This window comes from Natronorubrum sediminis, from assembly GCF_900108095.1.
Classification (GTDB): domain Archaea; phylum Halobacteriota; class Halobacteria; order Halobacteriales; family Natrialbaceae; genus Natronorubrum; species Natronorubrum sediminis.
Genome location: NZ_FNWL01000005.1, coordinates 230,284 through 245,055 on the forward strand (window position 1 = coordinate 230,284; position 14,772 = coordinate 245,055).

At 58.8% G+C, this 14,772-nt stretch carries 10 protein-coding genes; 6 read left to right on the plus strand and 4 right to left on the minus strand.

Annotated features, from left to right (window positions below):
* The first annotated feature begins 128 nt into the window (after positions 1-128).
* Positions 129-452: a hypothetical protein gene (locus BLW62_RS17435; protein WP_090508302.1), complete on the plus strand. Its 324-nt coding sequence runs from the start codon at positions 129-131 to the stop codon at positions 450-452.
* A 246-nt stretch (positions 453-698) separates the two neighbouring features.
* On the opposite strand, the gene BLW62_RS17440 is transcribed toward BLW62_RS17435, so the two are convergent.
* Entirely contained in the window at positions 699-2,003 is a 1,305-nt protein-coding gene (locus tag BLW62_RS17440; RefSeq protein ID WP_090508303.1) for a hypothetical protein, read from the minus strand.
* 478 nt (positions 2,004-2,481) lie between these two features.
* Between BLW62_RS17440 and BLW62_RS17445 the strand changes: the two genes are divergently transcribed.
* The 4 genes from BLW62_RS17445 (at position 2,482) to BLW62_RS17470 (ending at position 10,130) form a co-directional block, all read left to right on the plus strand.
* The gene (locus tag BLW62_RS17445; protein ID WP_090508304.1) at positions 2,482-4,272 is read left to right on the plus strand and encodes a hypothetical protein; all 1,791 of its coding nucleotides are present in this window, start codon (positions 2,482-2,484) and stop codon (positions 4,270-4,272) included.
* A 714-nt stretch (positions 4,273-4,986) separates the two neighbouring features.
* Entirely contained in the window at positions 4,987-5,928 is a 942-nt protein-coding gene (locus BLW62_RS17455; protein WP_090508306.1) for a hypothetical protein, read from the plus strand.
* 587 nt (positions 5,929-6,515) lie between these two features.
* Positions 6,516-8,582, plus strand: a complete 2,067-nt coding sequence (locus tag BLW62_RS17465) for a hypothetical protein (protein WP_090508308.1) — start codon at positions 6,516-6,518, stop codon at positions 8,580-8,582.
* A gap of 390 nt (positions 8,583-8,972) precedes the next feature.
* On the plus strand, positions 8,973-10,130 hold the full coding sequence (locus BLW62_RS17470) for a glycosyltransferase family 4 protein (RefSeq protein ID WP_090508329.1): 1,158 nt from the start codon (positions 8,973-8,975) through the stop codon (positions 10,128-10,130).
* 289 nt (positions 10,131-10,419) lie between these two features.
* On the opposite strand, the gene BLW62_RS17475 is transcribed toward BLW62_RS17470, so the two are convergent.
* Entirely contained in the window at positions 10,420-11,016 is a 597-nt protein-coding gene (locus BLW62_RS17475; protein ID WP_076583367.1) for a DUF7344 domain-containing protein, read from the minus strand.
* A gap of 759 nt (positions 11,017-11,775) precedes the next feature.
* Here BLW62_RS17475 and BLW62_RS17480 point away from each other — a divergent pair.
* Positions 11,776-12,729, plus strand: coding sequence for a transcription initiation factor IIB (locus BLW62_RS17480; protein ID WP_090508309.1), 954 nt, complete (start codon positions 11,776-11,778; stop codon positions 12,727-12,729).
* Here BLW62_RS17480 and BLW62_RS17485 read toward each other — a convergent pair whose 3' ends face one another.
* Positions 12,730-12,918, minus strand: coding sequence for a hypothetical protein (locus tag BLW62_RS17485; RefSeq protein ID WP_090508310.1), 189 nt, complete (start codon positions 12,916-12,918; stop codon positions 12,730-12,732).
* Between the two features lie 206 nt (positions 12,919-13,124).
* The gene (locus BLW62_RS17490) at positions 13,125-13,367 is read right to left on the minus strand and encodes a hypothetical protein (protein ID WP_175459796.1); all 243 of its coding nucleotides are present in this window, start codon (positions 13,365-13,367) and stop codon (positions 13,125-13,127) included.
* Between the last annotated feature and the right edge of the window lie 1,405 nt (positions 13,368-14,772).

The following is a 14,772-nucleotide window of genomic DNA, read 5'->3' on the forward strand; positions in this document are numbered from 1 at the left end:
GGTGATGACCAACCGTGTCTTCTCAACAGTGTGCGTACGCACAACAGTAATCACAGAGACGTATGTCTCAAATTGCTACCATTGGATCGACAAGAAAGCTTATAGCGGAATACTCGGGTTACCAGCGTATGGCACGTGACCCTCCTGAACAGACTGCAGGTACAGACACACAATCACTCCCGAATTGCGTCACGATCGTCGGACGCGGCGTTCCCTCGAGTTTCGAACTCACCGTCGACGGTGAACTCGAAGTGGACGGCGAGCAATCGGACGAGAACCTCCCGGTCGTCTCCGGCAGCGTAGCGGAGGGGACGATCGACGTCGGCGTCCAGCGGTTTCGATTCGACGGACAAGTGACGAACATCCACCTCGTCGACTGGAACGGCGTCCCGGCACCGGAGTCCGCGAGCGTCCCGACCGTTCACGTCGACTACGGCGCGGCCAAGAGATAACCCGCCACGCCGAATAGCCGTTGTCGATTCAGGATTTGCCCACTGCACAGCCACAGCACTACCCACCTGATACGGGCCGGTGTACCATTTTACCGGTTATCGCTCACCGGAGTCGCAATCACTGATGGAGTAGTACAACAGGCCGTCTGAGCCCCCATCGTTACCTCCTAACTCGTTGCCAGTTGGCGTCGAATCGTCACCGCCTGCGCCAAATCGTCTCTTCCCGCACCGAATCGTCACCTCCCGTTATTTCGCCTGTTCCCGCCGAAAACTCCCTTTCGCACTCTTCCAGGCCGGATAGACGGTGTTGTAGACGCGAGCAGGAGTGTTTCTCGCGCCCGCGCGGAGCAATCGGTGAGACAGCGGCGGCTCCGCATCGGCGACGAGCGCGTCGAGGTCGGCCTCCTCGAGCCACGCGAAGAAGGCCGCCTCTTCGACTGACGACGGGTCCGTCTCGAGCGTTCGCTCGCGGATGTCCTCCCACATGTAGCGTTCGTCCTGGCCGAGCACCCACCGGCCCTCCTCCAGTGCGGCACGGATCTCTCGATAGTCGTCGTGCTCGAAGTCGTAGCCGTGGTCCGACGGCTCGAGTCCCGAGAGTCGGAGCCCGACGGCCGTCCGGTAGCACTTCTCGCACTCGCCGCAGTTGCCGTCCATGCGGACGTTACAGGTCTGTAACTGGAGCGAGGGGTCCTCGTCGTCGACGTAGTCGGCGATGGCGTCGAGTCGTTCCTGTCTGGTGAGGTCGTAGGAATCGTGGTGACAGCGCGTGCCCGCCCACGCGACGTGATCGTCGATATCCGGCCGGGAACCCCACTCGAGGTCGATTCCCTCCCAGTGGGTCGCGGCGACGTAGAGGTCGTCCATTCCGCGCGCGTAGGCCATCGGCGCACAGAGGCCGAGCAGGCCGAGGCCGTGGCCGACGGAGCTGTACCACGCACCGTCAACGTGGCGTTTGTAATGAGCCAGCAACATCGGGTGGGCGAGAAACGAGAGCATGTTCGACTCGACGAACGACGTCTCGAGGCCGTGCTCCTGGGCGAACGAGGACGTCCGCGAACGGAGGTGATTCCACTTCTCGTCGTCGGCCGAATCCGGCGTGATCGTCCACCCGCGGATGCTGATCAGCGTCGGTTCCTCCTCGCGGTGGCGGACGTACGAACACGTCGAGTCGACGCCACCGGTAAAGAGCAGACCGCTCTCCCCGCTCGCGTCTGGTTCGACGTCGATGGTCTCTTTCGCGTAGAGCGTCCCGCCCTCGAGAAAGTCGTGCATCGAGCACAGCGACTCCTGGACCGCTGAGAGGGCCGAGGCGAACGTTTCGTCGACCTCGTCGACGTAGACGTCGGCACCATTCGCCCACGCGACGGGACAGACCTGTGCGAGGACCGGAATTACGAGGATGCCCTCGGGCACGTCCTCGATCGAAACGTCGTACTCGGTTCGAAACGATTCCGTCGAGAAGAACCGCTCGAGGTCTCGCGACGTGGTAACGTCACACTCGAGGGTCGTCTCGTCGGCGTCGACATAGTCGATGATAATCTTTGACATAGGTAGCACTCAACTGGCGTCACAGTGACGGATAGACACTGTCCGCGCTCGCCTCGAGCGATCACGACCGGCTACAAAAATCATCAGAATCGTTGATCGTTCTGAACTCGAGAATGCAATCCATATCGATGCGTGAGGGGGAGTAGTCCGACCATACTTTCGCCGTCGAAGCCACGAACCGAGGAAATTGCCCCCCGTCACCAGCCGCCGGGAACACTGTCTACGCTGTGTCCGTCGGCCCAGAGACACCGACTCGAGTGGTATCGAGTGGTATTGGGACGGCCCAGTCGACGAACGAGCGAGAATCGGCTTCCGGTATCGTCGATAGTCGACCTGTCCACAGTCGTGACGCGCACAATCCCGTCGTTCTCCGAAATCGCTCCGGATAGGAGCCCTATAACAAACGTCGCTATCGGTGACCCTCCGGCCAACACATGCGTATCGCTACTGGACCGGACAGCGCCCATTCTGAGAAAGCATGAAACGGTCGACACTCAACGTCACGTTTGCTATTGGGTTTCTCGCGGTTGCGATGGGGATTCTCGTCGCGAGAGCGAACCCCGCGACGACGTACGAATCATCGGTCTACATGGCAACGCCGGCGGTAGTCTGGGTCGGATTCGCCCTCGCCTTAGCGATCGCCGTCAGTACCGCACTGACCTGTCGCGGGCGCGAACAGGGCTACGGGGTCGCACTCGGCGCGACGACGGTAACGGCCATCGTCAGCCTACCGGCGATCAGAAACTATCGCTTCTCCGGGATGGGTGACGCGCTGAGTCACCTCGGCTGGACTCGAGACATCGTCAACGGCGAGATGGGGCCCCACGAGTTGTTCTATCCGGGCTTTCACGCCATCGCGTCGGTGCTCTATCACGTGGGTGGCATTCCAATCGAGCGGGGATTGATGCTCACCGTCGCCATCGTCTTCGTTCCGTTCTTGGTGTTCATCCCGCTCGTCGTTCGCGAAATAGCCGGTGACGGGATGGCGATCGGAATCGCCGCCATCGTCTCCTGGATGGTGTTGCCGATCAACAACATCGCGACGCACATGGGGATCCACACCAACTCGAACGCGCTCTTTCTGGTGCCCGTCGTCGTCTTCGCGTTCGTCGCCTACCTCAATCGCCGAGCGACGATCGAACGGCTGCCGTTCGGTCTGTCGCCGTTTAGCCTGCTCATCTACCTCACGGGAATCGGACTTCTGTTGGTCCACCCACAGCAGATGATCAACGTCGTCGTCCTCTTGGGCGCGATCAGCGTCGCCCAGTATCTCGCGCGAACGCGCTACGACGACCACCCGATGCTCGATCACCCGACCACCTACGCGCACACGGCCGTACTCGGAATCATCTTCTCCGTCTGGGCGGTGAGCAACGAACGGTTCAGAAATGCTGCCGAAGGACTCATCGCCGGCATCTTCGAGGAAGACGTCGGTGGCGGTGCAGAAGTCGACCAGCGTGAGTCCTCCCTCGAGGAAGTCGGCGGCAGCCTCGGTGAGTTGTTCGTGACAATGTTTCTCGATCTCGCGGTCGTCTCGCTGATCGTCGGGCTCTTTATCTTGCTCGTCTGGCTCGGTCGCTCCACGGTCGACTCGGAGACGAAGTCGTTCGTCAACTACCTCTCGATCGCATTGATCCCGCTGACGGGCATGTTCGTCCTGTACTTCGTCGGAACTCCGACGATGGCATTCCGACAGATCGGCTTCATCGCCGTGATTCTCACCATCCTCGCCGGCGTCGCACTCGCGCGCGCAATCGGCGCGCTCTCGAACGTGATCACAGTTCCGGCTGGAACAGCCGTCGCAGCCCTCCTCCTCGGGGCCTGTCTCATCCTCGGGTTGATGACGGTCTATGCCTCGCCGATCATCTACAGCCCCAGCCAGCACGTGACCGACCACCAATTCAGCGGCTACGAGTCCGCACTCGAGTACGGTGACGAGGACACCCCACTCGTCGGCTACGGGACCGACCCGTACCGATACGACCACGCGATCAACGGCGTCGAAGGTGAGGAGAACCTCGGCGCGGCGACGACCGCCAGTGGCTCGGTCGAGCCAGACGAGTTCGAATCGGGGAACTATAGCGGCGCGTACAATGGGGTGGGGTACAACTTCGTCGTCACGGAGTACGACACCACCCGCGAACTCGACGTCTACCAAGAACTCCACCACAGCGAGGCCGCACTCGAGGCCATCGAGTACGACGACGACGCGGACAAGATCATCTCGAACGACGAGTTCCGGATGTACGACGTCTCCGGAGAACAGTAAGGATCGAGCGAAGCGCCGGACTCGAGCGCTGATAGCGAGGCGGCGTTCGCGCGATCTGGGGTAGTGGCCGGCATCGCGTAGTGCGCGATCGTAAACAGCGTTCACGAGCGTTCGCGTAGTGTACGCGCGAGTGATTAGCGGGGCGGGTAACACCCAACAGCGGATACCGTTCTCGCAACGTAAGTCAGTGACTCGAGTCCGTGAACGAGCAGCGGTGACCTGAGTCCGTAACTGAGCAGCGGTGACTCGAGTTCCCCGTGATCTCCGTCCCCTCGTGTCCGTGTTTGAGCGCCTCGCGTGCGTGCGAGTGAAACCAGCTATAGACTCGAGAGGTGTCCCCGCTCGATCGAGTCGCCGAAACCGAGCAATTCTGTCGGTGGCCCATCGCTTCGTCGTGGCCCGTCACGAGATGACCCGGTACTAATCATCGATTGTCCGTCTCGAATCGTTCGTTGCCCCTGCCTACGCCGAGTGCGAACTGCTGCTGTCTCGAGAGAAAAATGTGCCATAAACGGGCTCTCGAGGGCGTAATACACGATTTACCGGGATAAACGGTCGGGCAAACAGTTCAGTTACTCCGACTCTGATTCACAAGTTCTTACTTAAGTGACCACAGATTCTGTCATAATCCCCAGTGTTAGAAATACATTCTGTAAATTTAATCCATATCACCAAGGAAAAGTTTATGAGTATAAGGGCAGGTTACGAAAGTGTATGGCGCAGAAACCCCGTACGTCCGAGACGGATACATCACCGACTACTGGCCGTAACAGCGGATTAAACCGCCGCAGCTTCGTTCGCTCGGCGGCTGCAACCGCGACCGCGGCATTCACGTTCGGTGCGGCCGGCACGGCCGCCGCTCAGGACGACTACGAGGTCATCGAAGCCGAAAACCAGGAGATCACCGTCGAGAGCGGTGAGACCTGGGAGAACAAACTCATCGATATGACCACCGGACAGGATATTACGATCACCACCGTCGGTAGCGACTGGACGGTTCGCAACATCGGATTCGAGGGCGAGAACGTCTCCGGAGCCGGTTCCGCGACGTTCGGTATCTCCGACGACGGTGGCGAAAGCACGATCGAAAACGTCTATCTCGGTGACGGCTCCGATGACGGAAATCAGAGTGGGACGGGTCACGGCCAGACGGCATTCTGGGCGAACCCAGAACACGCTGGCCACATCGATATGCAGAACGTCAACATTCAGGGCTTCGCGGACAACGCCGTCTACGGCTCCGCCCCTGGAAACGGCGGCGGCGGCACGATTCACATCGACAGCTGTTTCGCCGCAAACTGTTACGTCTCCCACTTCCGCCTCGCAACCGAGGGGAGTCGGATCACGAACTCGAGCGTCCTCGTCGACGACGAGGGCTACGAGGGTCGTGGCATCTGGGCCTGGTCGCCCGGAACGATCGAAGTCGAAAACTGCCAAATCGAGATGAACGGCCACAACAGTGCGATCGACGCCGGTGCCAACGGGCAGGGCACCGACGTCGCTCTCATCGACAGCCAGTACGACGAGCAAGCCGGCATCGCCGAACACGACGGCTCTAACGTCCAACTCGAGGGAGACACGGGAACCGATCCCGAAGCGTTCATCCCCGACGGAACGCCGACCAGCGCAGAAGAAGCAGCGCTCGGCGGCGACTAACGACGCATCGACACCCTGCTGACGCGACTACTCACCCGTTGCTCTCCACTTCGTTCGCGGCTTTTTTCGAGTCGACTCGTCTTCTACGAGCGACAGCACTCGCGGGCGCACCGTCGAGTCCGAAATTCGATTTGTGATGTCCGCGCGCGAGGATCGATCACGAACGAGTCGTTCTCGAGTGCCGACCGGAATTCGTCGGAGATGACAGCTCAACGGCCCGTACAGACGCGTTGAGTGGAACTATTTTCTCGCCGTGTACTCACGGCGACTGTAGTTATGCGTGTTATTCACATACTTGTTTTCGGACTGAAGGACGGTGCTCGACGCGAACCGATCTGAACGGAGTCGATGAACCGTTCACTAGATTGCGTAAGGGAGGATTACAACGCGTTCTCACGCGTTCTCGTGGCACTATCTCCAGTAATGATGTCTTATTTGATAGTATATCGCGTTCAGAAATATATAACATTCCATGAGAGAATTCCCATTATTTCCTGAATAAACTAACACAGACCAGTTACAGTCTGTAAGTTTTAAGTTAATGAGAGGAGAAAGTTTATGGTCGTAGTTTCATATTACCCGATTGCATGGCACGCGAACCTTCGGTATCAGACGGTGATAGAGATGTCGGTAGCAAAACAAGACCGGCAGAACAGACAGCGCAGACGACTGGCCTACTCGGTCGGCGGTCGTATATGAAACTGGCCGGCGCGACGACCGCAGCGGCCGCGATGTTTGCAACCGGCTCGGGCGCCGATGAAGATGACTACGAGGTCATCGAAGCGAGCGGGCAGACGATCAACGTCGACAATGAAACGTTCGAGAACAAGCTAATCGACGTCTCCAACGGGAACGCGATTACCGTTAGCGTCGGGGACAACGCGACAATTCGGAACGTCGGTGTCTCCGGCCTCTATCAGGGAGACGGCTTCATCTTCTCGATCGGTGGCGGCGGCGAAGTCGAGTTCGACAACGTCTACCTCGGCGACGGTGCGAACAAAACTGGTGGTGACCACGCACACGGACCCGGTGCCGTGTTCTACCATCGAAACGCGAGCGCCGACGTGACGTTCCGCCGGATGAACGTTCAAGGCTATCCGAACAACGGCTTCTACTGCTCCAACAGCGCCAACGGCGGCGCAATCACGTGGATCGACTGCTACGGGAAGAACAACGGCGTCTCCACGTTCCGCGCCGCAAGCGGTGAAGACAGCCTGCACAACTGCGTCGCGTACAACGACGATACCGACTACTCCACCGACTACGGAAGCTGGGGCGGCTACACTGAGGACTCCGGCCGACCACTGTGGGTGCACAGCCCCGGCGGCGTCGTCGCCGAGGACTGTCACTTCGCAGCAGGGAGCTACCCAAGCGCCGTGTTGACCCACGACGGAGCCAACGCCACGCTCGACGGCGGGGCCATCTCCGGCGGGACGAGCGGTGCAGTCGACACCTCGAGCGCCGGTTCGGATCCTGATCTCTCGGTCCCCGACGGCGTTCCAACGTCCCCAGAGGAGGCGGTTACGGGAAATAGAGACGGCGGGAGTGGCGGGGACGAAGTAGAAGATGATGACGACGCAGGTGACGAGGAACTCCCTAACGTAATTGCGTTCGACGGCGACGGTACGGTGGAGACAACCAGCTACGAATTCGTCGTCAGCGAGGCTGTCGAACCGAGCGAGGACGACGATGCGACCATCGACGACGCTGCCGACGTCGACGGGAGCCGTGCAGAAGGTGCCGTCGTCGACGCTCTCGACGCGTGGCGATTCGAGGGCGAAATCGAACGCCTCAGCGTCGACGGCGACGCAACGGTTCGCGTCAACAACACCGAAGTCGACCCCGACGAGTTCGACGACGTCCTCGAGCACACGCTGCTCTTTGAGGGCGAAGACTCGGAGGTCACCCGATACGAGTTCGAAGTGGACGGTGACGTCGAACCCTCAAGCTACGATGGCGCGACCATCGACGATGCTGGCGAAGTCGACGGTTCGCTCGCACACGGCGTCGTCGCAGACTGGAAAGAGGCCTTCCGGTTCAACGGTGACCTCGAGCAACTCACCCTCGACGGGCCGGCGACGGTCTCGCTCGACGACGACGAGATCGATCCAGCCGACTACGGCGAGGAGTACCCACACACCCTCGAGGTCGAGGGAGAAGGTGAGCCGACGAGCTTCGAAGTAACGGTCGACGGCTCGATCGAACTCGAGTCCTCCGCCGCCGAGGACGACGAGACGACGACGGTGTCCGGGTCGACGGTGCAAAGTTCCGTCACCGACGACACGGTAACGGTCGAGTTCTCCGGGGCGCTGACGGACGTGACGATCATCGACGGCGACGCCACGGTCTGCCTCGATGACGACGTGATCGATCCGGACGAGTACGGCGACCACGAACTGCTCCCACACGCGCTGGTGATCGACGGAACGGAAGACGACGATTCCAGCGAGTACACCTTCACGGCGAGCGGTGCGGTCGTCGAGTCCACCTATCAGGATGCGACGATCGACGACGACGACGTGATCGAAGAGCAATCCGTGACCGGTGACGTCGACGGTCACTTCGATGCGTACTGGTTCGACGGTGACATCGAGGACTTCACGCTCGTGGGCAACGCAGCGGTCGATATCCAGTATAACGTCCGCGAACAGTAAGCATCGTTGTCAGTACACACCCGTTATCCGACGCGATGGGTGAGGGAGCGCCCACGAAGACGGCTCACCGACTGACTCCGAGACGTGACGGTTCGGACACCGTGGACACCTCTCTCGTACTCTCCTTTCTGTCGACAGTCGCGTCAAATAGAAAGTCGTCGAGAACCGATAGGTCCCGGTTATATTTGGTGTATGCCACCGCTTCAGCCGTGTGAAATCACCGATACCGATGACAGGGTCCAACACGTACCGGGACCGACAATCGTAGTATTCGCACGTATTCTGGTAGAAGCTAGTGAACGACGCCGACACATGGGCTGATATGTTCAGATGAGCACTACAGACCGTACGAAATGAATAACAAACTGCATGATACGCCCCACGTTCGATATGGAAATTGGGTTCTACCACGACGCGGCCGGAACCCGCCACGCTGGCGGTATTGCCGTATACATCCAGCAAATGGCGGTGGCACTCAGCCGTTCGAACGACGTGTATCTCTACACCCAACGCGGTGAGCTCTCGTCGCTCATTACTCACTCCGACGTCACCGTCGTCGAAACGCCCTCGTTCGAAGACCACTGGTCACAATCACTCGAGCCCTTCCTTCCACTCGGGACGCAAGAACACAGCAAGTTGCTGATGACCTACTGGGCCGCGAGAAACGACGTTATCGACCATATGAACGACCACCTCGACGTGCTCTTTACCTCCCAGTACCTCGACGATCTGTTGCTCTCGAATCTCGTCGACATCCCGACTGTCTACACCTTCCACCGACTCTCGGGAATCGGAATCGGCGGGACGCTACGAGAACGATTCTCCCAAACGGAACACGTGCTGGTGAACTCCGAGGACACCAAAAAACAGGTCGAAACGAAACTCGAGTACGACGTAGGAGAAATCATCTATCCGGGTGTCGATGTCGACGAGTTCCAACCCGACGTCGAGCCAGCCATTTCGAGTGACGACCCACTCATCCTCTTCGTGGGGCGACTCATCGAAACCAAAGGCATCTACGACCTCCTCGAGGCCGTTGCTCGACTCGAGGACACCCAAGAACTGCACTTCATCGGCAGTGGTGAGGAAGAAGGGGTCCGGGCGCGGGCGGACGAACTGGGTCTGGCAGATTCAGTCGTCGTTCACGGCGAGATCCCCCACCCCGAACTGCCGGCGTACCACGCCGGCGCAGACGTGTTCTGCCTGCCGAGTCACTACGAAAGCTTCGGAATGGCGAACATCGAGGCGATGGCCTGTGAACTCCCGGTCGTCACGACCGATCACGAAGGCATCAAAACGTACCTCACTAACGGGGAGAACGGACTCCTCGCTCGCGTCAGCGATCCACAGGATCTCGCCGACAAACTGAGGATGGTACTCGAGTCCCCACGGCTTCGCGAGTCACTCGCCAGTCAGGCCTACGTCGACAGTCAGGCGTTCGCCTGGCGCTCGCAGGCCGAGCGCCTCGAACAGTTCTGTGCCGAGGTTCTCGACGTTTCCGAGCCACCAGAACCGGCGTCGAGGGAACCACTCCAGCCAGAGACCTAGTGGGCGACGGGAAGCGACAGCGCTTCCCGAATGGAAGGAGGTGACTACCGCTATTGTACTCGGTTCGTCTGAAAAGTGGCTCCCGCGTCGACACGGGAACAGATGCTGGCACGCGAACTGCTCCGGTATTCGATTACATCATCGGGAGCCAATGACTACTACGAACGGCGTGAACAAAAGTCCTTCTCGCTTCAACGCAATGACTGTTTCGAGATGGTAACTGACGAATAGCGTCCGAACTTCGGCCGTATTTCGGAAAGCACAGTCGGTCCCGTCTCACCAGGGCCGATTACTCGATTCGCGAGAGTTTGCCGTCGACGTTTTGCTCCAGTTGTCGATTGGTCACGAGGTGAGCAGCCGAAAGCAAGAGGAACGAAACGACGACGACAGCCGCCAGTCCAATCGTCGGAACCGTCGACAACGGTGGAACACCGAGAAACGCACCGGTGAGGAGGGCTGCGCCGATGACGCTGAGCGTTGCGTACCAGCGATCCCAGCGATCCTGGCGGTGCGTATCCGTATCGAGATACATCATCAGCAAGTCGGCGTTGTCGGCGAGCGAGATCAGGCCGCGGTCCTGATCGTACTCGACGATTCCCGCATCGTCCATCTTCGGCAGGTGGGTCTGATAGAGCGCGACGTAGACCCGCTTTCGTTGGTCCGAACTGAGCGCCGTGACCTCGGTGTCGTTCTCCCAGGCCGCGATCTGTTCGGCGAGTTCGCCGAGCGTTACCGTCTCCTCTGCCTCGAGGAGATACGAGAGGACCTCTCGTCGACGTCGGTTTTTCAGGAGTTCGAAGATGACGTCTTTCGAGAGCTGTTGGGCTTCCTCCGAGTCAGCCACCGACGTGATTTCGTCGGGGAGTGACGTGTCGATCGACGACATCACGAACGACCTCCGAACGTCGTGACGTCTGTGTCGATGACAGGTTGAAATTGGAAGTAGCTACCATACGCCCGGAACGACGGGGTCCGCTGTCCGTTTGATCGGCAAATCGCAGTCACGATTGACACACCAAGTTGTACACCAATACTGACACTCTTAAGGACAACCACGTTTCGCACCCGCTGCAAAGCAGGTACGGAGTGGCTTCGCTCCCTGTCCGATGACGGGAGCGATCGGTGTCAACCGAACCGAACGCAGCGGCCACAGCGGCCGCGCAGTATCGGCCGATTTCGTTGTAGTATCTCTCGCGTACGTACAACGTCTTCCGGGGGAACGACACGTGAACCGACGGCGGCGGGAAACGGTGCGACACGACACTGGTTCGGAACGTTTGGTGGCAACGACATAAAGACAAACGACAGTTCGCCCGCGAAAGGCGAGTTTACGTCGTGAAGTCCTGATTTACGACAGATTCACGGAACAACGATCCACCCATTTCATGTGCCATGTTTACGAACCACATAACCGGGCATTGCCGTTTTCGCGGCACTTGCCCGAAAACGAATAGTGGGTTGGACAGGCGTACTCAAACCAGTCAGAAGCGTTGATCGGGCACGACACCGTCGTCTCGAGAGCGTTCGTCGCTCTCTTTGCATTCTCTCTTCGGATCGGAAATCACCACGCAGTTGGCGTAAGTCACTGTTTCCCGCGAAACCATGGTAGCCCCTTACAGTGGCGGCTCCGCTTCGTCCACTACTGATGACGCGGTCCATCATCGATCACACGACGAGCGAATCAGAAAAGACAGCACCTGGGCTGTGTCCCGACTGTGAGACGGATACGATCGTCCACGACCCGGACCGCGGGGAGCGTGTCTGCGAAGAGTGTGGGCTCGTCCTCACCGAAGATCCGATCGACTACGGACCGGAGTGGCGAGCGTTCAACGCCCAGGAACACGACGAACTCTCTCGAGTCGGTGCACCGCTCACCCAGTCGATGCACGACCGCGGACTCACGACGACGATCGACTGGCGGAACAAGGACGCGAACGGCCACTCGATGTCGGCCGATAAGCACGGCCAACTCCACCGACTTCGCGTCTGGCAAGAACGAATTCGGACGAAGAACGCGGGCGAACGAAACCTCAAGTACGCCCTCTCGGAGATCGATCGGATGGTCAGCGCACTGGGCGTTCCAAAGCCCGTCAAAGAGACAGCAAGTGTCATCTACCGACAGGCACTCGAGCAGGATCTCATTCGCGGGCGTTCGATCGAAGGCGTCGCGACCAGCGCCCTCTACACGGCCTGCCGTAAGGAGGATATTCCACGGAGCCTCGAGGAAGTAACCGCCGTTTCACGGGTGGACCAACGAGAGATTGGACGGACCTATCGCTACATTGCCGACGAACTCGACATCAACCTCGAGCCGACGAACCCCAGGCAGTTCGTGCCACGCTTTTGCTCCGAGCTAGATGTCAACAAGGGGGTCGAAACGAAAGCCGTCGAGATCATCGACCAGACGACCGATCAGGGCCTTCACTCCGGGAAGTCGCCAACGGGCTTCGCCGCCGCCGCGATTTACGCCGCCGGCTTGCTCTGTGACGAGACGATTCCACAGCGAGCGGTTGCCGACACGGCACAGACGACCGTCGTCACCGTTCGCAACCGCTATCGCGAACAACTCGACGCGATCGATCAACAGCCCGCGACCTGATTACATGATCGAGCGCTCTTCGTCTCCCCGCGAACTCGTGTAGAGATCCTGGTCCGCTATCGCGTGTAAGTTCGCGTAGGGAACGAACGCGATGAACGCGTCGTCCGCGTCGTACAGTTCGATTCCGTTTTCTGTGTGATCGTATCGCTCGCAGTCGATCTGTCCCTCGGGGAGGATCGCGCGGAACATGCGAGACGGTACGCTCGCCACGCAGAAATAGCTGGACGGTGACGACGACGGGCCGGGGTCGGTCGTTTCGAGTGCCTCGAGGGGTCACTACGCTCGCGTGGTTTCCGTGAACAGCCGTCGTCCACGCTCGATTTCGTCGGTCACGACTCGGACCCCTCGAGTGCGCTGGAGTTGGAATCGTCGTGGGTGTCGCCATCGGCCTCGAGTCACGGATCGTCGGCCGCGTCGACGAGCAACAGCCCGGGTCGGTCGTCGATCACCGCGAGGTCGTAGACGCGGACCGAGTCGGTGGGCTCGAGTCCCAGTTCGGCGATGGCAACGTGATCGACGCCGATTCGAACGGTGTCGCGTCGGGTGCACAGCACGTAGTCCGCGATCGGGGTCGCGGCTGTGGAGGCGGTGGTCAGAGGAACGAGTGCAACCCCCGTCTCGTGTGCGAGCGCGTGCACTCGAGGCGCGTCACACCAGTCCCGTCCAGCGAGGACGGCACTCGAGAGCGTGACCGAGCCGCCGGTGCTGACGGTGTGCGTGCCGAGGCAGCCCCCGGTCCGTGGGGACGATGTCCCTCGAGTCGGTTACGGGTGGACACCTCGGGGTGGGTTGCTTGGGTTCTCGAGAGTGGTGATAGCGTCGAAAAACGAGAGGAACACGCGCTCGTCGTCGGGCAGGATGGCCGGAGGGGGCAGGTCGTCGCGGCCATTCAGTTGGCTGTCGATAGCGTCGTCTGTGGGGCAATCTCCTCGACCCCTCTAGTGCAGACGGTTGCTCTCGTCCCGTATACAGATAGACACGTAAGCGAAAGTGCACAGTTCTTATATAATTTCGAATTTCTGGCTCTGTTGAAACCCTCGACTGGTGAGAAGTTCCGGCAGTTGGGTTGAATACCGATCGTGAGTGTGGCAAGTCGACGAGCCAATCAATGACCCGAACTCGATTTTCTGTAGACAATCGACGTAATGACACGGCAGCTACGTTCCTTCCGACAAGCGACAGTCGGATCTGGTCGAGAATCGCAGAATACCCTCACACATATAAAATATTTTGTATTATTGGTGGTGCATTGTTCTTCTAGTGTAGGTCTGATAGAAATCACATTACCAATCTACAATTTTTTTTGCTAAGACCATACACAGCCGAAGAGAGCCTCCAGTTTAATTCGAAATTATGATGTGTTTGTTGCCCAGAATGATTCAACTATCTATCGCAAAGAAAACCACCATTATATTTGGTCAGAAATCGCTCCGCTCCGGAATATGTTAACTTACAGTTGGCGAAACCATATCTAATAGTACGAAGCCAGATCTTAATGGCTGTGGACTTATTGGTATTGATTGTGATCACCTTCTGGTAACAGAATTACAATATAGGTTCAACGGACTGGACAATCATAGGCGAACTTAATAGACAGGTTCTTATATCCCAGATTCTCTGCATTCATAGGTTAGCGACGTAGAATGAGATCGAATTTTTTATTGGGAATCATAAATTATTGTACGGGTGAACAAATCATCGTCTGGTTTGGAAACGGTGTCTCGCGTTTAATACTCCCAGCAATCAGTGCAGGAGTGGGCAACGTACAGGCGGAGATGGCATAACACGTCCCAACAGTGGGGCGTTGCACCGGGATCCTAAACCAGTGGCAACGCCATTTCCGTGTACGCGCCCGGAGAATAAAAATATGAAACGAACTCAAGAAACGGTCGACGAAGATCTGACTACTGGTCGTCGCGGTCTGCTTCGAATGGGAGGCGTTGCAGGACTGAGTCTCGTCGGGTTCAGCGGCGTCGCTTCCGCAGGGAAAAACGGCCGGAACGGTAAAAACGGTAAAAACAACGGCCGGAACGGCAAGAACGG